The following is a 24102-nucleotide window of genomic DNA, read 5'->3' as shown; positions in this document are numbered from 1 at the left end:
TACACTATTGCCAACAAATAATGAGACATCACACCAAAATACGTATAGCTTATTTCCTGAGTTGTTGCATACTGATTTTCAGCTCTTCATATGCCCAATCCAATGGTTATGAGCTTTGGTTGAACTACACTAAAGTGGATGATTCAGCTTTGCTAAGTTCGTACCGATCCTCAATTCAAGCCGTTCATGTAGAAGAAGGTTCTGAAACTCTCAAAATCATCAAAAATGAATTGCAAAAAGGATTGCAAGGGTTGTTAGGAAGTAATCCTGTTTTTAAATCCTACGGTGAACCGGAAAACATACTAGTAGTTTTAACCTATAAGAATCTGCCACAAAAACTAAAAGACGCGGTGAACAAGGAAAATCTATCTGGAGAAGGATATATCATCAAAACCATTGTTTTAAATGATAAATCGACCATTTTGGTTACTGCAAGTGAAGATATAGGGTTGCTTTATGGAACATTTCATTTGCTACGTTTGATTCAAAACCATTCTCCTTTAAATGACATAGCTATTATTGAAGCTCCAAAGGTGGATTTGAGAGTATTGAACCATTGGGATAATTTGGATCGCTCAGTGGAAAGGGGTTATGCTGGGTTTTCCATATGGAACTGGCACACTTTACCGGATTACATTGATCAACGCTATATTGATTATGCCCGAGCAAATGCTTCTATAGGAATCAATGGAACTGTTTTGACCAATGTCAATTCCAATGCACTTATTTTGACTCCCCACTATCTAGAAAAGGTCAAGGCACTATCAGACATATTTAGACCTTATGGCATCAAAGTATACTTAACGGCACGTTTCTCTGCTCCCCTAGAAATTGGAGGACTTAAAACTGCTGACCCACTGGATGAAAATGTTATCAAATGGTGGAATGATAAGGTTAAGGAGATTTACGATTTGATTCCAGACTTTGGAGGGTTTTTGGTAAAGGCCAATTCTGAAGGACAACCTGGCCCACAAAATTATGGCCGCACCCATCTGGATGGGGCTAATCTTATGGCTCATGCACTTGCACCTTATAAGGGCGTAGTGATGTGGAGGGCATTTGTATATTCTGAACATGACCCTACCGATAGACACAAACAGTCTTATAGCGAGTTTATTCCCATGGATGGCAAATTCAAGGATAACGTATTGATTCAGGTTAAAAACGGAGCCATTGATTTTCAACCTCGTGAACCTTTCCATCCCATGTTTGGAGCCATGCCCAAAACACCATTGATGATGGAGTTTCAAATCACCAAAGAATATTTGGGTTTTGCTACCCATTTGGCCTACCTGCCCAAACTTTATGAAGAAGTACTCAAATCCGATACTTATCAAAAAGGTAAAGGTTCTACCGTTTCCAAAGTAATAGACGGTTCCCTCAACAATAAGAAAATATCTGGCATGGCGGGTGTTGCCAATATTGGAACCGACACCAACTGGACAGGACATCCATTCGGACAAGCGGACTGGTATGGCTTTGGGAGATTGGCCTGGAATCCTCATTTAGATTCTGAGATTATTGCAGACGAGTGGTTACGAAGTACATTCAGTAATGATGAAGGTTTTTTGAAAACCATTAAGAAAATGATGCTGGAATCGAGAGAAGTGGTCGTAAACTACATGAATCCGCTTGGATTGCATCATATTTTTGACGCCGGCCATCACTATGGCCCCGGACCTTGGATAGACCATCTTCCAAGACCCGAATGGAATGCGGTCTATTATCACAAGGCCGATAACCAAGGTATAGGGTTTGATAGAACAAAAACTGGGAGCAACGCTTTGGCTCAATACGCCCCAGAAGTTGAAAAAATGTTCTCCAGTCTGGAAACTTGTCCAGACGAATATCTTCTTTGGTTCCATCATTTGCCATGGGACCATAAACTCAAAAATGGAAGAACATTATGGGACAACCTAGGAATTAGATATCAGTTGGGTGTTGATCAAGTAGAAAATATGATTGAAACTTGGCAACAAATGAAACCTCATGTAAATGATTTTCAACATCATCAAGTAGCCATGTTGCTCAACATTCAGCTTAAAGAGGCAAAATGGTGGCGAGATGCCTGTATGCTTTACTTTCAAACTTTTTCAAAAATGGACTTTCCAAAAGAAATGGAAGATCCAGAAAACACCTTGGAATATTACAAATCTTTAAAATTTCCATTTGCGCCGGGTATCCGACCAAGATGGGATTAAAACTTAGACATAAATTAATGGATAAAAAAATAGCCATTGTTACTGGCGGCAACTCAGGTTTGGGCTACGCTACGGCCAAGAAATTCTGTGATAAAGGAATCAAAACGTTTGTAATTGGCCGAACAAAAGATCGAACTGAGAATGCATGTGCTGAAATGGGACCAAATGCAGTTCCCATTATCTTTGATTTAACCAACTTGGAAGCTATTCCAGAAATAATTGATGCCATTTTCAAAAAAGAAGGTCGCATAGATATTCTGGTGAACAACGCCGGAATAAATATGAAAAAAGATTTTACTGAGGTCACCGACAGTGATTTTGATCAGATTATGAAAACCAACGTCCTTTCGGTTTTTAGTATTAGCAGAGAAGTCGTCAAAAAAATGAAAGAAACTGGTGGAGGAAGTATCGTTAATATTAGTTCTATGGCCGCTCAGTATGGAATTCCCAAAGTAATAGCCTACACCGCCAGTAAAACTGCCATTGAAGGAATGACACGTGCCATGGCGGTAGATTTGTCCCAATATGGAATCAGAACCAATTGCATTGCTCCAGGTTTCATTAAAACTAAAATGACTGCAAAAGCACTGGATTTGGATCCAGAACGAAAAAATAAGGTATTTTCAAGAACCCCAATGGGCAAAATGGGACTTCCAGAAGATATTGCGGATGCCGTTTTCTTTTTTGCCTCAGATGAAGCTAAGTTTGTAACTGGAACCGTTCTGCCCGTGGATGGTGGAAATAGTATAGGATTTTAAGCATGAGTAATCAAAACATAATCAAAACACAAAAAACAATGCGTTGGTACGGTCCACATGACGGTATCAAACTAAGAGATATTGCACAATGTGGAGTAACTGGTATTGTTACGGCACTTCATCAAATCCCTGTGGGCGATGTATGGGCAATTGAGGACATTAAAGAAAGACAGGAAATCATCAGAAATGAAGGGCTGGAATGGACAGTCATAGAAAGTTTGCCTGTTCATGAGGACATCAAAAGAAAACGTGGGGATTACCAAAAATATATCGCCAACTATAAGCAAAGCTTAGAAAATTTGGCCCATTGCGGGCTCAAGGTGGTCACCTACAATTTTATGCCCATTTTGGATTGGGTAAGAACTGACCAGGCCTACGAAAATCCGGATGGTACCAAAGCACTTTTGTTTGATGAATTGGCATTCATTTATTTTGATGTGTTTCTGTTGAAGAGACCTGATTCCGAAGCTAGCTATACTCAAGAAAAGTTGGACAAAGCAATTGCTTATGGTGAAACTTTAAGTGAACAAGAAAAACAACAACTTTTCCGGAATGTCCTGCTTGGCCTTCCCGGGAGTGATGAAAGTTTTACCCGCGAAAAAGTCTTGGAGCTTTTGGAGGACTACAAGGGCGTAAACGATGATATGCTAAGAAAAAATCTTATCCATTTTCTAAAAGAAGTTGCACCCGTGGCTGAAAAACTGGGGGTTAAATTGGCCGTTCACCCAGATGACCCTCCTTTTTCCGTACTGGGATTGCCCCGAGTGATTTCCACAGAAAGTGACCTCGAAGAGTTGTTGACAGCAGTTCCCGTCAATGCCAATGGGTTGTGCTATTGTACAGGGTCATTGGGCGCTCACCCTAACAATAATCTTTTGCAAATAATAGACAAGCACGGTGACCGCATTCACTTTTTGCACCTAAGAAATGTAAAAAGAGATGTTGGGACCAGACGTTTTAGAGAGTCTGAACATCTTAATGGAGATAACCCCATGGAAGCCGTTATGGAAAGCATTTTAGTATTGATGCAAAAAACCAAGGTAAAACTCCCTGTGCGACCGGACCACGGTTTTCTACACTCCATTGAAGGCACTGAAAAATACCCTGGATATTCCTTAATCGGAAGACTCAAAGGATTGGCTGAAATCAGGGGATTGGAACAAGGCATTGCTTTTAAACTATCTCCTTCTTAAAACAATCAAAACATGAATGGGCGAACACCAAAAAGATGTCTGTTTTCAATCTGCATATTCGTTTCTTTTTGGGGAATGGGTCAGATTAAGCTCCCTAAACTTATAAGCGATGGGATGGTCTTGCAAAGAGATTCCAAAACCAAGGTATGGGGCTGGGCATCTCCCCAGGAAAAAGTTGAGCTACGTTTCAAAAACAACACCTTCAAAACCATTGCTGACAAAAATGGGAATTGGTCTTTTGAGCTCAAACCACAAAAAGCGGGTGGTCCATTTGAAATGATTTTTAAGGGTAAGAACGAAATCAAAGTGGATAACATCCTTTTTGGCGATGTCTGGATTTGTTCTGGACAATCCAATATGGTCACCCCCATGGAAAGGGTAAAGGAAAAATATCCTGAAGAAGTTGCTACTGCAAATTTTGACGAAATCAGGAATTTTTTCATTTCAACCACAAACAACCTACAAGGTCCCCAAGAAGATTTGCCCAAAGGACAATGGAAACCAGCAATCAAGGAACATATTATGGAAATGGGTGCTGTGAGCTACTTTTTTGCAAAAAAAATTTATACGAAATATGGTGTTCCTATTGGCATCATCAACGCCAGCGTTGGAGGTACACCGATCCAATCTTGGATCAGTGAAAGTGGGTTCAAAGAATTTCCGAAAGATTTGGTCAAAATTCAGAAAAACAAAGACACTTCATACACCAATCAATTTACTGTAACCTCCCCTTCAACCAATCAAAAACCGCAGATTAAGGACAAAGGACTACTGGCCAAACTAAAATGGTATGAAGAAGGACTGGACACAAAGGATTGGAACAAGTATTACATCCCTGGGTTTTGGGAAGACCAAGGTTTACGAAACCTTAATGGGGTGGTTTGGTTCAGAAGAGAAATTGAAATACCAGATGAATTGGTTGGAGTGGAAGCCAAATTGTTTATGGGTCGAATTGTTGACGCAGATGAAGTCTATGTGAATGGCACTAAAATTGGAAATATCACCTACCAATACCCTCCAAGAAGGTATACGGTTCCAAAGGGAGTGCTCAAAAAAGGAAAAAATACCGTAGTTGTTCGCGTAACCAACTCCAGAGGAAAAGGAGGTTTTGTTCCGGACAAAAACTATGAACTCACAGCTAAAGGCATCAGCATTGATTTAAAAGGGGAATGGAAATACAAAGTAGGTGAGGTTTTTGTCCCTAAACGGAGCAACGGCACCTATACTATGTTTTCGGCCCAGAACCAACCCACTTCATTGTATAATGCCATGATTTCACCATTGACCCCTCTGGCCGTAAAAGGCTTTTTATGGTATCAAGGTGAATCCAATTCGGGAAATCCCAAAGGGTATGGGGATTATCTCAAAGCGCTCATGGCAGATTTTAGAACTCAATTTAATGTGCCCAATGCTCCCTTTTTGTATGTGCAATTGGCCAACTTTCAAGATGTGGATTATCTCCCAACGGAAAGCAAGTGGGCAGAGCTCCGGTTTGAGCAGTTCCAAGGGCTTTCTGAACCCAATACCGCTATGGCAGTCGCCATCGATTTAGGAGAATGGAACGATATACATCCGTTGAACAAAAAAGATGTGGGGGAACGCTTGGCTTTAGGCGCCTTAAAATTGGCCTACGGTGAAAACATTGTTCATTCAGGACCCATATATAAGTCCTCAGAAATACTACAGGGCAAAATTGTTTTGCATTTTGAATCGACAGGAAGCGGATTGATTGCCATCGATGGAAAGCCGCTGCATCGATTTGAAATTGCTGGGGAGGACCAAAAATTTATTTGGGCCGATGCTGTTATTGAAGGTAACACCGTTGTCGTAAAAAACGAGGGCATCCCCCATCCCAAATATGTACGCTACGCTTGGGCCGACAATCCCATGGGAGCCAACTTGTACAATAAGGAAGGTCTTCCAGCTTCTCCTTTTAGAAATTATGCCCCTGAAGCACTCAATGCCTTGCCTTGGCAAGGCAAAAAAGCTGCAGTTGTGCTTACTTATGACGATGCCCTGAATGTTCATTTGGACAATGCTGTACCCATATTAGATTCTTTGGGCTTAAAAGGAACATTTTATATCTCTACCTATTCCGAAGCGTTTAGAAATCGTCTTCAGGATTGGAAAAGAATCACAAAAACCGGTCATGAACTGGCCAATCACACCATTTTCCACCCTTGTATTGGCAAAGAAAGTAGACCTTGGGTAAATCCAAATTATGATATGGCCTCCTATACGGTAAAACGCATGGTGGATGAAATCAAAATAAACAACACACTACTAGAAGCATTGGACGGTAAAAAGGAAAGAACTTTCGCTTATACCTGCGGTGATTTTACTGTAAATGGCAATGATTTTTTTATTGATGAATTAAAAAATGAGCTATTGGCCGCCAGAGCAGTGCGCTCAGAAATGCATACCATTGACCAAATAGATTTGTATAGCATGGACAGTTATCCCATAATTGGCGAAAGTGGCGCAGAAATGATAGCAATGGTAAAAAAGGCCGTAGAAACCAACTCATTGCTCATATTGCTTTTTCATGGGGTCGGAGGGGAACATTCGATGGATGTCTCCTTACCTGCTCACAAAGAATTGTTGGAATACTTAAAACAACATGAAAATGAAGTTTGGACCGCACCACTTATTGATGTAGCCAAAAATATAAAACAATATAGAGCTTCAACAGCCACGGATTAAGTTTACATACTGGCCTTGTGGGTTAAAATTACTCACATTTAATCGTTACTTGGCCCATTTCCAACCCATCAGAAGTGGCCTTTACCGTTACGGTTCCCTTTAGCCCTTTTTTGGATTGTATGATTGCCAATGCCAAACCGCTGAATGCTTTTCTTTCCGTTGCGGGAAATTCAACCATATCCGTGGGGTCGCCATTATCCGTAGCTACAATTTCTCCAGGGCCTTCAATGGAAAATTGAATATTGTTAGAGGCGGTAGGTACCACTAACCCATTTTCATCCACTACTTTTAAGGTAACAAATGCTAAGTCATCACCATTGGCTTTAATGGTATCCCGATCAGCTTTTAAAAACAATTTAGAAGCCTTGCCGGTAGTTTTGGTACTGTCTTCAGCCCATTGCTTTCCATCTTTATAAACCACAACCGTCAGTTCACCCGGTTCATAAACCACATCATCCCACCGTAAACGATAGGTATAAGGCTCCTTTTTCTTTTTTCCCAATGATTTCCCGTTCAAGAAAAGTTCAGCTTCATCACCAGAGGTAAAAACATGCACAGGTGTCACTTTTCCATTCCGGTCAGGCCAATTCCAATGGGGTAAAATGTGAGCCATGGGTAAATCTGGTCTCCAACGTGATTGGTACAAATAAAATCTATCCTTTTTGAAGCCTGCCAAATCAATAATTCCAAAATAAGAGCTACGGGACAGGTAATATGGGGTGGGTTCCCCTAAATAATCCCACCCGGACCATACAAATTCTCCAGCTACGTAAGGGTTTTTGTCCTGCGTGGCGAATACTTTATCTGCTGATGACCCAAAAGGCGTAGAGTACAATTCATAAGCGCTTACATATCTTGTGTCTGGGTCTCCCCCTGCCCCATCTGCAGATGGCGCACTTGTTCCATCAAAAACAGGAAATAGGTAAGTACCTCTTGTACTCATTGCCGCTGCTGTTTCACTACTGATGATGGTCTTATCTGTGAATTTTTCATGAAAAGCAGGATATGAAGGAGGTGTTTTAATTCCTTTGAGGTGTTTGTAGGCTGGTGCATCCCGTATTCCCTCGCCTTGATAATTTAGACTTATGGCATCCATGATTTCTGGAAAAGGCATATGTGATTTTGCATAATTCATGGAAGCAGTTGTATGACGTGTTGGGTCTTCATCCTTTACAATTTTAGCCAACCGATGGCCTAGAGCAGCACCTTCTTCTTCTGTATATTGCTCCCCTACTTCATTACCAAAACTCCACATAATTACTGAAGGATGGTTTCTGTCCCTGCGCACAAAAGACCTTAAATCTTGTTCATGCCAATCTTTAAAGATCAAATGGAAATCCAAAGGGGTCTTTTTCCGTTCCCAAACATCAAAAACTTCATCAATGACCAAAAAACCCATCCGGTCTGTCAATTCCAAAAGTTCAGGTGCAGGAGGGTTATGCGCCATCCGGATGGCATTGCATCCTAATTCTTTTAAAACCTCCAACTGTCTTTCAGCAGCTCTAACGTTAAAGGCTGCACCTAGTGCACCAAGATCATGGTGTTGGTTGACACCCTTGAACTTTATAAGTTCCCCATTGACCAATAATCCGTTATCAGCATTAAACTCTAAAGTTCTGATCCCAAATTGAGTTTCGTATTCATCTACCACTTTACCATTCATCATAATTATGGTAACCGCTTCATATAAATTTGGAGATTGCGTAGGAGGCGGCCCCCATAGTTTGGGGTTTTGTACGGTAACAATACCCTTGACCACGGCTTTTCCCTTTCCAGCTACCATTGTTTTTTCTTCAGGAAAATTAGCTACAGGATTTTTCTCCCGAATTCCGTTTTTATCCAATGGGTATATTTTGGTCATCAATTCAAATTCTTGATCTGATTGGGAATCATTGTCGATGGTGATTTCCAAATTCACTGTGGCTTCAGAATTGGAAACATTTGTCGTGGTCACATAGGTTCCCCAATGGGCCACATGAACTGGATTGGTCTTGGTCAACCAAACATTTCTGTAAATACCTCCACCAGGATACCAGCGTGAAGATTTTGGTGGATTGTCCAATCGAATGGCCAGTTGATTTACTTTCCCAAAGTTTAGATAAGGCGTGAGGTCCACTCTCCATGAGTTGTAGCCATAAGGCCATCCGCCCACCAAATTCCCATTGAGCCATACCATGGCATAGGACATGGCACCATCAATATCCAAGAAAATTGATTTGCCTTTATCTGATTTAGAAATATCCAATTTTTTCCTGTACCAAGCTACTCCATGACTGGGAAGACGTCCCATTCCTCCACCAACTTCAGCATCCCAACCTTCAAGAAACGGACCTTGAACACCCCAATCATGAGGAAGGTTTATTTTTTGCCAGAGACTATCATTAAAATCCTGTTGAACAAAAGGAAAGTTGATGCCAGGATTACCTTCTGGTCGACTGTAATGTTTTAATTTATCTTTTATAAAAGCATTTCCTGTTGGCAGTATCCATTCTTTAAGCACCAATTTCTGTGCTTCAACAGCGACTGCATCTGTGGGCTGTGTATCAGCATCGATATTATCATTATAGGTTTCAACTTCTGGACGCACATCATAGATTAGTGAATCAGCTCCTTCCATGGAATCATATTTCATAAAATACCATTCCTCATTGATGGATACGCGTTCCCTTGTTTCTTCAGCATTTTCTGGTGGCAACCCACATTCCGCTATAAACAAAACAACGATTACCACTAAAATACTTTTAAGTTTTAATTGAATTTTTTGCGCCATTTTTATTTGGAGTAAAAATTAAAGACCAAAACATTTAATGTATAAATATACATAATGTACCCGTATATGCAATCGGTTGCGTATATTCTTAGCTGTTGTCATAATTTTTGGATAAGCACCAACAAAACCTTCTTATTCTTTACAACAAAGACGCAAATAGAATATGTAGATCTAACAAATTGCCCACAATTCAACAATTTTATTTGAAAGAGATAGCGCATGGCGCATCTTTGTTATTGTACATATGTTTGATGTCAGAATCCCATCAAACAGTCATTTACAAGTCCAATTTATACAACCAAAAATGGGTGTTTTTAATCTGCTAATCCATTAGAAAGTCATAATTCTTTTAAACTTACTTGCTTGTTAATTCCCAATTTTTTCATTCTAGCAAACAACGTTTTATCATTCATTTCAAGAATCTTTGCCGCACCTGTTGGGCCACTTACTCTCCATTTAGTGTAATTCAGAACGTTGATAATATATTCACGTTGTACATCCACAAAAGGTTTAAAATGGCCAGGTAAAGAAGCTGTTCCTTTTTTGGGTAACCAACTACCAGAATTAAGTGTAGTTCCGTCTTCAACTATTACAGCACGTTCAATCAAATTTTCCAATTCCCGAATATTACCTGGAAAAGAATATTCCATAAGTGCATCTATAACTTGCTTTGAAAGTCTTTTGAAAGATTTACCTGCTTTTTTAGAATACTTATCTAGAAAGAATTGCGCCAGTAGGGGAATATCTTCTCTTCTATCTCGAAGAGGAATGTTATGAATGGGAAATACATTTAATCGATAGTATAAATCTTGTCTAAAGCTACCTTCCTTTACCATTTGTCCTAAATCCCTGTTGGTCGCTGCAACTACTCGAACATCAACCTTGCAGGTTGTATTGGCCCCCAATTGGTCGAACTCTCCTTCTTGTAGTACCCTCAGTAGTTTGGATTGCAAATCCAACGGCATTTCTCCAATTTCATCAAGAAATAGAGTCCCTTTATCCGCTAAGCTAAATTTGCCAAGTTTATCTGAAATTGCACCGGTAAATGCACCTTTTTTGTGACCGAACAGTTCACTTTCAATTAATTCTTTGGGCAAAGTAGCACAATTGACTTTTATTAAAGTTTTATCTTTCCTTGGGCTATTTAAATGCACCGCTTTAGCCAGTAATTCTTTGCCTGTCCCCGATTCACCTGTTATAAGTACTGTTGAATCTGTTACCGCTACTCTAGTGACTAATTCCAAAACTTGTCGGTAAGATTCACTACCACATATGATATTATCAAACTTTACATTGGCATTAATTTCTTTTCGTAAGTTTTGATTATCCTCTTGTAAGTTTTCTTTGAGAACGGACATTTCATTGAGTAATTCTGTTTCTTTGGTCACGTCCTGATAAGTACCTACAATTTTATAAATCTTGTCTCCTTTTAAAATTGGTTCAGCTACACTTCTGATATATCTGATACTTTCATCTTTACATTTTTGTGTGAAGATTTCATCATATGAAGCCCCTTTTCTAATTAAATTACGAATAAGTTCCTTGACTTTATCAGTTTCTTCAAATAAATAAATGAGATTTTTAGGTAACAGGTCTTCTTTATTAGAGGTACTAAAAATTTTTAATGTCTGTTTGGTGACTATCAAAGAACCATCTTGCAGGTTAAGCTTCCAACCACCAACATTGGTCATTCGCTCTGCGTGATTGAGCAAATTCCTGTAAAAGCTAGACTGCGAAATATCATTTACCAATGCTGAAACTATTTCTCTTCCATCTATAATATGATATTGGGCATATACTTCAACTTCATAGTATTTCTCATCTTTTGTCTGATGGATAGATTTAAAGGTTTGGCTACCATTGGCCTTGAGATAATTCCAATGATTATACCAAGTTTCCCCATTACTTTCTGGATTTACATCAAAGATGGACAAATTGGTGATTTCAGACTTTTTATAACCTAAACGTTCACAAAATTTTGAGTTTGCATATACGATGTTACCCTGAAAATCCATCCACATTATTTTATGTTGTAGATTTTCTAGAACCGAATTACAAAACTGAGGGTTCAAATCATTTGGACGGTATTGATTTCGAACTTTTTGGTGTGGTTGAGCTATTGATTCCATCCTGAAATAATCATTGTTGGTTATGCTTTTGCCTTATTCAAAACTGTAAACTTCAAACTATTTTGTTTTTAATTTTAATAAAAACTTTAAACAAAACTATAAAAAAATTTATTAAATCTATACCAACTAGTCTGTTATTTTTTATACCAACTAGTTTGTAGTTATTATATTTGCATTATGAAACGGTATAATACTCCTACAAAAGACAATATTATTAAGGAAGCGACTCAACTGATTTTTAAGAATGGATTTGCGGGAACTTCTATTGATTTAATATTAGCAAAGACTGGAATAACTAAGGGAGCATTTTTTTACCACTTTAAAACTAAGGCTGATTTGGCCTTGGCTCTATTGAACGATTTTGCCCGCTATGATGCTGAGAGGTTGCAGCAAGCTCTCAACAATACTGAAGAATTTTCTAACAGCCCAAAGCAACGGCTCCTCGAATTTATTCAGTTTTTCATTAATTTATTTGAAGACTTGGAGAATCCCCCAGGGTGTTTATATGCTTCTGTGAGTAACGAACAAAATACCTATTCTGATGAAGTTAAACAAGTTGTATTTGATGGATTCACAGAATGGCGAAGAGTTTTTAAGATGCTTTTTGACGATATTTTAAATGAGCATCAAGTAAATGTTCCAGATTTAGATGCTGATTCTTTGCTCAGCCACTTTAATGCAGTATTGGAAGGTGCTTTTATTTTGTCTAAAGCTTTGTACGACCCAAAAATACCAGTTAAACAACTAAAGCACTTAAAAAATTACTACAACCTGTTGTTTCAAGAAAAAACGGTTGAAGTAGTACGTTAGATATTTCAACTTAATGTTATTTCTTTAAACTTGTCTGTTTCTCAATTCCCAGTTTTTTCATTCTAGCAAATAATGTTTTGTCCTTCATCCCTAAAATTGTTGCTGCTCCTCTGGGTCCGCTTACACGCCAGTTGGTATGTTCTAAAACTTTGATGATATAATCTCGTTGCATAACATCAATTGGCTTGAATTCTTCTGAATCTATTTTTCCATTTTCTGTAGGCAACCAGCTACCTGGTTGTAAAGTTGTACCGTTTTCAATAATAACAGCTCTTTCTATCAAGTTTTCCAATTCTCTAATGTTTCCAGGAAAACTGTAATCCATTAATTTTGCAATAGTTTTCTTTGAAAGCCTTTTGAAGTCTTTCCCTGCTTTTGCAGAATATTTTTCTAGAAAAAACTGTGCCAATAAAGGAATGTCCTCTTTACGAGCTCTTAAGGGAATATTCTCGATAGGAAAAACATTCAATCTGTAATATAGATCTTCCCTAAACGTTCCCTTTTTAACCATCTCCTGTAAATCGCGGTTGGTAGCTGCAATGACCCGAACATCGACCTTCGTTGTGGCTGTAGCTCCCAAGGGGTCAAACTCGCCTTCCTGCAACACACGAAGTAATTTTGCCTGTAAATCGATAGGAACTTCACCTATTTCATCTAAAAAAATCGTACCCCCGTCGGCCAAACTAAACTTTCCCTGTTTATCTGCCGTTGCCCCCGTAAACGCCCCTTTTTTATGTCCGAACAATTCACTTTCAATCAATTCTTTGGGCAATGTGGCACAGTTCACTTTAATCAGCACATTGTCTTTTCGCGTACTGTTAAGGTGAACGGCGCTCGCCAAAAGCTCTTTTCCGGTTCCCGATTCGCCAGTAATCAAAACAGTGGCGTCAGTGACCGCTACTTGCGTAACTTGCTCCAATACTTGCCGGTACGCATCGCTTTGACAAATGATGTTTTCAAAATTGAGGGTATCACTGATTTCCTGACGCAGGTTTTGGTTGTCGATTTCGAGCTCATCCTTTAATTCGGAAAGTTCGTCCAAAGCCTCCTGTAATTGATTTTCCTTCTCTTTAATTGAGGTCACATTCCGAATAACGGCACAATTGATATCGTTTCCCTCATAGACCAAATGATTGGCCACAATACTGGCCGGGAACACGGTCCCGTCTTTTCGGGTAATTTCCCAATCCAAGGTTAAAGAGCCTTTTGCTTTTATCTCATCAAAATGGTTGTGCCACCAGTATGTGTCTATTCTGCCATCCAAATCGTAAATGGTAAAACCATCCAATTGTTTTTTGGTAAAACCCAACTCTCTGGAAACCGAATTACTATAATGTAAAAGTTTCCCATCCCTATTGTATAGGTAAATCAAATCTTCGGCATTGTCAATGATCTCTTTAAAGAGCTGTAATCTATTTGCCCTTTTATAGGATTCGGTTACATCCTGATAAGTACCGATAATCTTGTATATTTTATTTCTTTTTGATTCGGCTTCGGTAACACATCTAACGTGTCTTCCATTCTTGAGCTCCAATATTTCATCATAGCCCGAACCATTTCGCAATACTTCACTTAACAACTTTTTAATGGTATCAGGTTCCTTAAACAAATGAATCACATTACCGGGTAGCAGGTCTTCCTTATTTTCCGTATCTAATATGCAAAGTGCTTGTTCGGTTACAATTAGTGAACCATCTTGAAGATTTAGTTTCCATCCACCAATTTGATTAATTCTTTCCGAACTATTCAAAAGATTTCTATAAAAACTAGATTCAGTTATATCATTGACTATGGCATAGATGATTTCTTTTCCATTATTTGAGAAAAACTGTGAAAAAACTTCAACATTATAATATTTACCTTCTTTAGTTTGGTGTACCGATTTAAAATTTACACCCCCCTTTTTCTTGACTTCTTTCCAATGTTTTTCCCAACTCTCTTTAGTTGTGCTAGGATTTATATCGTATACAGATAGTCTTGTTATTTCCGAAGCTTTGTAGCCCAATCGCTTACAGAATTGCTCATTACCATAAATGATTCCACCCATTTCATCCATCCACATAATCTTGTAAGGAAGCCTTTGAATCAATACGTCTTTGACTTCTGAAAAGGGAATATCCATTGCTATTTGGTCTGAAATTAGGTAGTTAAAATAAATACAATTTTTCTCAAATACTAGAAATTTCTAATAAACGGGAAAATTAATTTTTTAAAAATTCAACTTAAATGATTGCTATTCAATTATTTAAAATTTTGGCACAATCATAGTCTTATGGAAGGCAAATAAATTAAAAATGAAGCGCAAAGACTTTTTAGTCAAATCGATTTTAGCTGGATTAACAGGATTAACTGGCTATTCGATTTTCGCAAGAATTCAAAAAGATAAGATTATGAAAGCAAGTTTTGAAAATACAACAGGAACAATCAATGAATCAAAAAACGAAACCAAAATGAAAACAGTATTGCACAAAGCAGACACTAGAGGAAGTGCCAACCACGGGTGGCTTCAATCAAGACATACCTTCAGTTTTGCAAATTACTACAATCCCGAAAGAATGAATTTCGGATTGCTACGGGTATTGAATGACGATACCGTTTCTGAGGCGCAAGGGTTTGGCACCCATCCACACCGTGATATGGAAATAATTTCCATTCCGTTGGAGGGAGACCTGGAACACAAAGATAGTATGGGTACATCTGCAATCATCAAACAAGGTGATATACAGGTGATGAGTGCTGGTACTGGTATTATGCACAGTGAATACAACGCCAATAAAGACAAGCCTGTAAAATTTTTACAGATATGGGTATTTCCTAATAAAAAAGGGGTAATCCCAAGGTATGACCAAATCACTCTTGATTTGGCAGACCGTAAAAACAAATTGCAGCAAGTATTATCTCCTAATCCAGAAGATGATGGAGTTTGGGTACACCAAAATGCTTGGTTCAACATGTGCTCCTTAGAAGCTGGAAAGTCACTCACTTATAAAATCAATGACCCAGAAAATAATGGTGTGTATGCCTTCTTGATCGAGGGAGAAGCCACAATTAATGGTCAAGCTCTCGAAAAAAGAGACGGTTTTGGAGTTTGGGATACCAGTGAACTAGATATTACTGCTAATAGCAATACTGAATTATTGCTTATGGAAGTACCAATGAATGAGAATTTTTAATCAAATCTAAATAGTTAAACCGTCAACACAATTGACACAAAAATTAAAACAATGAGAAAATTAAGTTTATCAATCGTAGCCCTTTTTATCACTGCAATATCTTTTGCACAATGGACACAGAACAATCCAACATCTGCTACTGATCACACAAAAGGAGCTAAACAAGCACTTAACCCTACAAATCACGCTTTAATAATGATTGATCATGAAGGTCAAATGGCATTTGCCGTTGAGTCTCAACCAATCGAAGAACTAAGAAACAACGCAGGATTGATAGCTGGTGCATCTAAACTTTTTGAAATACCAACTGTAATTACAACAGTTGCAGAAAAACAATTCTCAGGACCTGTATTTCCTGAAATTAGAGAGCATTACCCAGACGAGTCTAAATACGTAGACAGAACTACTATGAATTCATGGGAAGACAAAAATTTCATTAAAGCTGTTGAAGCTACTGGTAAAAAAAGACTCGTAATGGCAGGACTTTGGACAGAAGTGTGTATCAACTTGGCAGCATTATCTGCTCTTGAAGACGGGTATGAAGTGTATGTAATCACAGACGCGTCAGGTGGTGTGTCTAAAGAAGCTCACGATATGTCTATTGCACGTATGATTCAGGCTGGGGTTATTCCAATCACATCAATGCAATATATGTTGGAAATCTATAGAGATTGGGCACGCTCTGATCAATACATAGAAGTGAACGAATTGGCGAAAAGATATGGAGGAGCTTATGGCTTAGGTATTGATTACATCAAGACCATGCAGAAGTGGGCTAAAGAAGAAGAAAATAAGTAAGGAGTCCAGATAATATCAAAAAGGCCCCCGACTCAGGGGGTCTTAAATCCAGTCAAGATGAAAAAATTTCTGACACTATTTATGGTGGCAGTTTTGCTGATAGGTTGTTATGAACCTGCCAAAAAAGCATCAGAAACTGCCGATATGGTCGTCACTAACGCAAAAGTTGCTGTTATGGACACTAAAAGAACGATTACGGAAGCCATCGCCGTAAAAGATGGCAAAGTCATGGCTACAGGTACTGCCGAAGAAATCAATGTTTTGATAGGTGATAGTACCGAGGTTATTGACGCTAATGGAAGAACACTTATTCCTGGATTAAACGATTCACATCTTCATTTAACCCGGGGGGGACGTTTTTTTAATGCGGAAGTCCGTTGGGATGGTGTAAAGACCTTAAAACGCGCACTCGAAATGCTAAAAGAACAGGCAGCCAGAACACCAGAAGGACAATGGGTTCGTGTAATCGGTGGATGGAGTCCTTTTCAATTCGAGGAAAAACGGCTTTTTACAATGGATGAGTTGAATGAAGCTACAGGTGATGTTCCTACCTATGTACTTTTTTTATACAGTCAAGGGTATTTGAACCAGGCAGGATTGGATGCTTTAGGAATTGATGAAAATACAAAAGCTCCCAAAGATTCTGAGTTTCAAAAAGGTCCAGACGGAAAACTAACGGGTGTACTTGTTGCAGACCCTAACCCAACAATCCTTTATGCTCGTATTGGAAGTTTACCTCCATTGACCCAAGCCGAAATGGAAAACGGCACAAGACAATTCTATAGAGAATTAAACACTTTTGGAATTACCAGTGGTATTGATGCTGGAGGTGGAGGCCATAAGTTCCCGAAAGATTACACGGGCACAAAGACTTTGGCCGATGCTGGTGAAATGCCCATTCGCTTATCATACTATTTATTTCCTCAGAATAAGGGAGCCGAGTATGAAGAATTTACCGAGTGGATGGAAACTAACGAAGTTGGTCACAATGGGGAAATTCATTTAGACCACGGATACGAATTAGAAGGTGGTGGTGAATTTTTGGCTTGGAGTGCAGGTGACTATGAAAATTTCTTAGCGCCACAACCTCTTTTGGATAGAGATAGGCCTACCTGGAGAAAAGACTTGAAGCGTATTGTTAGATTACATGTTGATAATGGATGGCCATTTAGAATTCACGCTACTTATGGAGAGACCATTTCATTAATGCTTGATGTTTTTGAAGAAGTAAATGAAGAAACTGGAGGAAAGCTTGCTTCAAAAAGATGGTTATTTGACCACGCCGAAACAGTACAAGTAAAGGATTTAGAGCGTATCAAAGCTCTTAATGGGGGTATTGCCATTCAAGCCCGTATGGCCTATGCAGGTGAATATTTTGTAGAACGCTACGGTGCTGAAAAAGCTAAAGAAGCTCCACCGGTAAAAAAGATGATGGCAATGGGATTACCTGTTGGCGCAGGTACCGATGGTACTCGTGTAGCTAGCTATAACCCTTGGCCAGCTTTATACTGGTTAATTACTGGAAAAACAGTAGGCGATTTCCAATTAGCTTCTGAAGAAAACAAATTAACCCGTGAAGAAGCCTTGCACCTATATACTCAAGGCAGCGCCTGGGTGTCTAATGAAGAAACAGTTAAAGGCACATTAGAAAATGGAATGTTTGCAGATTTTGCATTGCTTTCTGATGACTACTTCACCATTCCAGAAAAACAAATCAATGATTTGAAATCTGTACTTACCGTAGTAGGTGGCAATGTAGTATATGGTGCCGAGGAGTATAGCGAAATGAGTCCCTCAATTCCAGAACCCATTCCAAGCTGGTCTCCCGTAAAATATTTTGGAGGCTATCAATCAAAATAAATTATAAATATTAAAAAAATTAAATACAATGGAAACAACAGTAAAAACAAAATGGAACATTGATAATGCACACTCTGAAGTTGGATTCAAAGTAAAACACATGATGATTTCAACCGTAAAAGGACACTTTGAAGACTATACCGCATCTGTCGAAGCTAGTGATGATAGCTTTAGCGATGCAACATTCAACTTTTCAGCAAAAACAGGTTCAATAAACACAAAAAATAGTGACCGTGATAATCATTTAAAATCTGATGATTTCTTTAATGCCGAAGGGTTTCCTGAGATGACATTTCATTCCAAATCATTTGACGGAAGCACCATGATTGGAGACCTTACCATAAGAGATGTAACCAAAGAGATTGCCTTGGAGGTAGACTTCAATGGTGTAGCAGTTGACCCTTATGGACAAACTAAAGCTGGTTTTGAGATGAAAGGTAAAATTAATCGTAAGGATTTCAATTTGACCTGGAGTGCTGTCACTGAAGCTGGTAGTGTTGTTGTTGCTGATACGGTAAACCTTGTAATTGACGCACAATTTATTAAAGAATAAAAATACTTCATAAGGAGACCACTCTGCTCTTTCCTAAATGGGTGGTCTCCTATCATAAACTAACGCAAAGATGAAAGAGACCAAAAACACATCCAGAAGAGCGTTCCTTCAAAAAGCAGGTTTAACCACGCTTAGTCTAGGGACTTTACCCTTGGTTATGAGCTGTGACAATACTGCAAAAAAAGAAAAATCAGCACCATCAAGTTTAAACTCTTCATCAATTGTAACTCGAAAAAACATTGCCGATATTCCTGTAAATGACCCAGAAATCAAGTTACTAAAGGATGCCATTAAAATACTAAAAGACCGTTCGGAGATTTCCCCTTTAGACCCAATGGGATGGACGGCCCACGGAATGCTGCATGCCACCTTTTGCGCCACTAGTTTATATTCCAATCAGGTTCATTACAACTGGTATGTTTGGCCTTGGCATAGACTATACTTATGGGGAATGGAACAAAAACTGCAAAAAGCAGTTGGCGAACCAAAATTGGCCTTACATTATTGGGATTGGACTAAATCCAATTTTATTCCAGAACACTATTGGGGTGATGAAGAAAATCCTCTGAATAACATTACCCGCTTGGTTTCTCAAACCGACGAAATCCCAAAAGACTTCATCAATGTTGGTGCAGCATTTAGAGCAGATAAATACAAAACTTTTGGCGGGTATCCTGCTATTAAAAAACGTGGCGACTCTCAGTTGGATGGAATTGCAGAACAGTCTTTTCACAACAATATCCATAATTGGATAGGTGGACAGATGGCCACATTTACTGAATCAGGTTTTGACCCTATTTTTTACGGACATCATGGAAACTGCGACCGAATTTGGGATGCATGGAGAACATACAGTCCCGAAAATAAACTACCGACAGACGAAGAATGGTTAGAAAAACGATTGTTTGCTACGGACGGCAATGGAAGACCTGTTGATTTTAAAATTAAAGAGCTTCTAGACACAGAAGCCTTAGGGTATCGTTTTGCAGACTTGAATTTGAATCCCAACTATTGCAATCCATTTATGGAAGCTGATAAACCCAAAAGGGAGGAATCTAAAAGAGATTGCATCGCTCCATTGAATCTGAAAACATCGGACACCGACACTATTTACAAAGAATTTGTTGACAAGGAAAGGACTCACGTCATTCTCCATTTTGAAAGAGCGCAATTACCCTATCAACCCTATTGTGCCAGAGTGTTTTTTGAATATGATAAAGAAGGTGTTCAACAAAGTAAGTATACCGGAACATTCACGATACTCCCAATTTTGGATTTAGATTCTGTTTTGCTACAAAATGGTGTGCATTTACAAATTGAAATTGAGAAGGAAATAGCAGATGCTATTGACGCAAAAAAGGATATCCAGGTCATATTCCAACCTGTACCGCTTCCCAATCGAAATATTCCAGATGAAATATTAAAGTTAGAAAACATCTCATTAGTAACACATTATGAAAACATTTAAGAATTTATTTTTCGTCTTGGTGGTAATGTGTCTGGCTTCTTGTAAAGAAGAAGAAAAACTGCCGATTCTTGGGGAGAAGACAATATACACCTATACGGGGCAATACGATTATTATAAAACCCCTGACTTTAGACTTACCAATCAATTTAATGAAAAAGTAAGTGCTGAAGATTATCAGGGAAAAATTCAGGTGATTGACTTTTTCTTTACCAGTTGTCCAACGATTTGCCCTCAAATGACCAATCACCTAAAGTCGGTTGAGCAAGCATTCTCGCAAGAAGATAGAGTTGGTATCATTTCCATAAGTATTGACCCAAAAAATGATACGCCTGAGCGTTTATTGGAATATTCGAAGAATTATGACATCAATACAAATAGATGGAATTTATTGACAGGATATGATGATTATATTTTTGAATTGGCCAAAGACTATAAGGTGCGTGCTTTTGACGATAGTTCTGAAAAAGAAATTAATCTTATTCATGAAGGAACCTTTGTTTTGGTTGATGGACAACAACGAATACGGGGCTATTACAATGGATTAGAAAGTGAAGATACACAACGGCTCATTAATGATATCAAAATTTTACTTAAAGAATTTCCAAATGAAAACAAATCTTAAAAATAAAATATTTAACCCATGGTGTGATGGGTTGACATCAAATATCACATTGCTAGCTTTTAGGGTTTTGGTGTCCATATCAATGATAAATACCCACGGTATGAAAAAGCTTTTGGACTTTGAGGGTACTGTTCAACATATTCCGGACCCCATGGGTGTAGGTGGTGAAATAAGCGCTGTAATTGCAATCATTGCGAATATCGTAGCTCCTGTTTTTATCATTCTGGGTTTAGGAACCCGATTGGCTGTACTACCAATATTAAGTGTTACACTCACAGGATTTCTAATTGTACATGGTAATGACCCTTGGCCAGTAAGAGATGTTCCATTAATGTACTCTTTAGCTTATTTACTCATCTTTTTTATGGGAGCAGGTAAGTATTCACTCGATTATAAATTCTTTAAAACAACATAAAATGAAATCTCAAATCTTATTCATTTTACTTGCAATTGTAGCAGGAGCAGTATTGCCGCTACAAGCGGGATTAAACGTACAGCTTGGTAAATCTGTTAATCAACCCATATTTGCCGCCTTTGCTTCATTTTTCATTGGTACGATTGGGCTATTGATATACCTCTTTATACTCAAATTTGATTTCTCATCCATAACACAAGTCAAAACAGTTTCCCCTGTAGTCTGGACTGCTGGTATACTTGGAGCATTTTATGTTGCTGCGGTTATCATTCTTGCCCCAAAGCTTGGTACGGCACTCACTTTTGTCCTCGTCGTTGCAGGTCAAATGACAGTTTCACTTGTTCTAGACCATTATGGATTATTGGGATTACCTGTGAAACAAATCAACTGGCAACGATTACTAGGTGTAGCCTTTTTGGTAGCAGGTGTTTTATTAATAAGACGATTTTAAAATATGAAAGCGTGGAGCAACATACTACTAATAATTTGTCTTGCGTTGGTCAAGCCTATATGGGCTCAAGAGAACGAAAAACAAAAAGAATCTTCTTTTAATTTTAGTTTGCTAAGGCAAAATGACCAAATTGAAATACCTGCAGAGGAAACAAAGAACTTTTACGAAAATTTCAAGCTAATTCCTCTTGGGAATAAAACCACCTTGAGTTTTGGAGGTAGTTATAGAGTGCAATCTGAAGCTTTTATAAACGAGCAATTTTCGTCTGAAGAAGACCAAAATGATGTTTGGTTTCTAAATAGAATTCAATTGCATTCTCACCTAAGAGTTGCGGATAAATTAGAAGTTTTTGCTGAACTAAACACCAGCCTTATAGCGAGTAAAGAAGAATTAGCACCTGTGGATAAAGACGAATTAAGCTTTAATCAATTATTTGTCAAGTATCATTTTGACGATAACTGGAATGTTTTTTTGGGACGTCAAAATATGCGTTTGGGAAGCGGTCGGCTTGTAGATGTTAGAGAAGGTCCCAATGTTCGCTTGTCATTTGATATGGCGCAAATTGAATACACAACAGATAATACAAATATCAAAGGATTTTATGCTGTTCCCGTAAGACCGCAAGAAGGAGTTTTTGATAACGATGCTTTTAATTTTGAAGAGGAAAGTTTAGCCGCCTTGTATTGGAGTCAAAACTGGACTGAACAAACAGGAACAGATTTTTATGTATTCTACAAAGAAGAAAAAAATAAGACGTGGGATTCAGGAACTGCCAATGACAACAGAGTGTCTATAGGTTTACGCCATTTTGGGACTTGGAAAAATTTCACATATAACAATGAGTTTGTCTATCAAACAGGAAGTTTTGGAGACCAAACGATTAATGCTTGGACTGCCTCATTCAATATTGAACATCCTTTTAGGCTTTTGGGTGAAAATGGTATAGTTGGTCTAAAAACAGAGGCTATTAGCGGTGATACCAGTGATACCGACAATAACCTAAATACCTTTGACGGACTCTATCCAAGGGGAGCTTATTTTGGCAGGGTAGCGCGTTTTGGACCATCGAATTTAATTGACTTTCATCCGTACATAAATACGCTATTAGGAAACTTCTCTTTATCTCTGGATTATGTGGCATTTTGGAGATTTTCTCGAGAAGACGGGGTATACAGTCCACCATTGATACTTGAATATCCTTCTGTTAATGACGAACGATTTATTGGACATCAAATAGGGACTATCACTGGCTTTCAAGTCAATAAATTCATTGCTCTGGAATTCGAATCAAACGTAATCTTTCCCCAAGGTTTTCTTGATGAAAGTGGTTTGGATAATATATTATTCCACACAGTACTTACAGCAGAAATAAAATTCTAAATTGAACACCATGATATACGATACGTTAACCGAAGCCATAACTGATTTACAAAAAAGAGGCTATACCGAAGACCTTAACCTAAGCAGTGATAGAGTGGAATGCAAAGCATTCGATTACAAAATATATCCCAACCAATTTGAAATAGACGAAATGTACCGTTTTGAAGGGGAATCAAATCCTGATGATTCTTCTATTCTGTTTGCTATTTCTGCACCCAAATTTAATTTGAAAGGTTTGTTGGTGGACGCTTATGGTGCTTACGCAAACCCATTAACAACGGATATGATTCAAAAACTAAAATATAAACCACAATAAGATGGAACTAGAAATAAGAGAACGCGAAAATAAAGGGTTTGCTATAGCCCGTGAAGATGGAAAAAAAGCAGGTTTAATGAGTTACTCCATTCCAGGAAGTGATTTCATAATTATAGACCATACAGAGGTAGAACAAGAGTATAACGGTAAAGGCGTTGGTAAAAAATTGCTCTATAAGATTGTTGAGATGGCTCGGGAGAAGAATTTGAAAATCCTACCCTTGTGCCCATTCGCAAATGCAATGTTTAAAAAATTAGAGGATATACAGGATGTACTAAAACCTTAATTATGGAAAAAATAAAAGAATATCAAAAAGGAGATTTTACAGTTGTATGGAAACCACAAAAATGTATTCATTCGGGTATATGTGTAAAGACTTTACCAGAAGTATATAATCCAAAAGACCGCCCATGGATAAAACCAGAAAACGCATCGGTGGAAGCATTGAAACAGCAAATAGATGCTTGCCCTTCTGGTGCTTTAAGTTATAAATTATAGTTAA

General features: G+C 38.3%; 20 protein-coding genes. 17 read left to right on the top strand and 3 right to left on the bottom strand.

The genetic code is table 11. The annotated features are described in order from the left end of the window. Positions 1–20: 20 nt before the first annotated feature. The 4 genes from HJC33_RS08095 (at position 21) to HJC33_RS08080 (ending at position 6855) form a co-directional block, all read left to right on the top strand. Positions 21–2201: an alpha-glucuronidase family glycosyl hydrolase gene (locus HJC33_RS08095; protein WP_171658303.1), complete on the top strand. Its 2181-nt coding sequence runs from the start codon at positions 21–23 to the stop codon at positions 2199–2201. A 17-nt stretch (positions 2202–2218) separates the two neighbouring features. Beyond that, positions 2219–2959 carry an SDR family NAD(P)-dependent oxidoreductase gene (locus tag HJC33_RS08090; RefSeq protein ID WP_171658302.1) on the top strand — a complete coding sequence of 247 codons (741 nt, stop codon included), beginning with the start codon at positions 2219–2221 and terminating at the stop codon, positions 2957–2959. A gap of 2 nt (positions 2960–2961) precedes the next feature. Beyond that, complete coding sequence (gene uxuA, locus HJC33_RS08085; RefSeq protein WP_216366665.1) at positions 2962–4152, top strand: mannonate dehydratase; 1191 nt, start codon at positions 2962–2964, stop codon at positions 4150–4152. Between the two features lie 114 nt (positions 4153–4266). Then, positions 4267–6855, top strand: coding sequence for a sialate O-acetylesterase (locus tag HJC33_RS08080; protein WP_246245508.1), 2589 nt, complete (start codon positions 4267–4269; stop codon positions 6853–6855). Positions 6856–6883: 28 nt separating this feature from the next. Here HJC33_RS08080 and galB read toward each other — a convergent pair whose 3' ends face one another. Both galB and HJC33_RS08070 read right to left on the bottom strand, forming a co-directional pair. Continuing rightward, on the bottom strand, positions 6884–9625 hold the full coding sequence (gene galB, locus HJC33_RS08075; RefSeq protein WP_171658301.1) for a beta-galactosidase GalB: 2742 nt from the start codon (positions 9623–9625) through the stop codon (positions 6884–6886). 338 nt (positions 9626–9963) lie between these two features. Beyond that, a complete protein-coding gene (locus HJC33_RS08070; protein ID WP_262888104.1) occupies positions 9964–11754 on the bottom strand; it encodes a sigma 54-interacting transcriptional regulator in 1791 nt (596 codons plus the stop codon). 177 nt (positions 11755–11931) lie between these two features. Here HJC33_RS08070 and HJC33_RS08065 point away from each other — a divergent pair, with 177 nt between their 5' ends. After that, on the top strand, positions 11932–12564 hold the full coding sequence (locus HJC33_RS08065; RefSeq protein ID WP_171658299.1) for a TetR/AcrR family transcriptional regulator: 633 nt from the start codon (positions 11932–11934) through the stop codon (positions 12562–12564). A 16-nt stretch (positions 12565–12580) separates the two neighbouring features. Here HJC33_RS08065 and HJC33_RS08060 read toward each other — a convergent pair whose 3' ends face one another. Continuing rightward, positions 12581–14686: a sigma 54-interacting transcriptional regulator gene (locus HJC33_RS08060; RefSeq protein WP_171658298.1), complete on the bottom strand. Its 2106-nt coding sequence runs from the start codon at positions 14684–14686 to the stop codon at positions 12581–12583. Between the two features lie 328 nt (positions 14687–15014). On the opposite strand from HJC33_RS08060, the gene HJC33_RS08055 reads away from it, so the two are divergent. From HJC33_RS08055 to HJC33_RS08000, 12 genes are all read left to right on the top strand, one after another. Beyond that, a complete protein-coding gene (locus HJC33_RS08055) occupies positions 15015–15737 on the top strand; it encodes a pirin family protein (RefSeq protein WP_216366674.1) in 723 nt (240 codons plus the stop codon). Between the two features lie 51 nt (positions 15738–15788). Continuing rightward, positions 15789–16535 carry a hydrolase gene (locus tag HJC33_RS08050; protein ID WP_171658296.1) on the top strand — a complete coding sequence of 249 codons (747 nt, stop codon included), beginning with the start codon at positions 15789–15791 and terminating at the stop codon, positions 16533–16535. Between the two features lie 57 nt (positions 16536–16592). Next, on the top strand, positions 16593–18395 hold the full coding sequence (locus HJC33_RS08045; protein ID WP_171658295.1) for an amidohydrolase: 1803 nt from the start codon (positions 16593–16595) through the stop codon (positions 18393–18395). Between the two features lie 28 nt (positions 18396–18423). Then, positions 18424–18948, top strand: coding sequence for a YceI family protein (locus HJC33_RS08040; RefSeq protein ID WP_171658294.1), 525 nt, complete (start codon positions 18424–18426; stop codon positions 18946–18948). Between the two features lie 70 nt (positions 18949–19018). Next, positions 19019–20416, top strand: a complete 1398-nt coding sequence (locus tag HJC33_RS08035; protein ID WP_171658293.1) for a tyrosinase family protein — start codon at positions 19019–19021, stop codon at positions 20414–20416. Continuing rightward, positions 20403–21038, top strand: a complete 636-nt coding sequence (locus tag HJC33_RS08030) for an SCO family protein (protein ID WP_171658292.1) — start codon at positions 20403–20405, stop codon at positions 21036–21038. The genes HJC33_RS08035 and HJC33_RS08030 overlap by 14 nt, the downstream gene beginning before the upstream one ends. Beyond that, the gene (locus tag HJC33_RS08025) at positions 21022–21453 is read left to right on the top strand and encodes a DoxX family protein (RefSeq protein ID WP_171658291.1); all 432 of its coding nucleotides are present in this window, start codon (positions 21022–21024) and stop codon (positions 21451–21453) included. The genes HJC33_RS08030 and HJC33_RS08025 overlap by 17 nt, the downstream gene beginning before the upstream one ends. Before the next feature lies 1 nt (position 21454). Then, complete coding sequence (locus HJC33_RS08020; protein WP_171658290.1) at positions 21455–21904, top strand: DMT family transporter; 450 nt, start codon at positions 21455–21457, stop codon at positions 21902–21904. A 3-nt stretch (positions 21905–21907) separates the two neighbouring features. Further along, a complete protein-coding gene (locus HJC33_RS08015; RefSeq protein ID WP_171658289.1) occupies positions 21908–23284 on the top strand; it encodes an alginate export family protein in 1377 nt (458 codons plus the stop codon). A gap of 10 nt (positions 23285–23294) precedes the next feature. Next, a complete protein-coding gene (locus tag HJC33_RS08010; protein WP_171658288.1) occupies positions 23295–23600 on the top strand; it encodes a phosphoribosylpyrophosphate synthetase in 306 nt (101 codons plus the stop codon). 1 nt (position 23601) lies between these two features. Continuing rightward, positions 23602–23886: a GNAT family N-acetyltransferase gene (locus HJC33_RS08005; protein WP_171658287.1), complete on the top strand. Its 285-nt coding sequence runs from the start codon at positions 23602–23604 to the stop codon at positions 23884–23886. 2 nt (positions 23887–23888) lie between these two features. Beyond that, a complete protein-coding gene (locus HJC33_RS08000; protein WP_171658286.1) occupies positions 23889–24098 on the top strand; it encodes a (4Fe-4S)-binding protein in 210 nt (69 codons plus the stop codon). Positions 24099–24102: the final 4 nt, after the last annotated feature.

Source organism: Flagellimonas amphidinii, from assembly GCF_013090115.1.
GTDB lineage: Bacteria > Bacteroidota > Bacteroidia > Flavobacteriales > Flavobacteriaceae > Flagellimonas > Flagellimonas amphidinii.
This window is presented reverse-complemented; position numbering and strand designations above follow the sequence as displayed.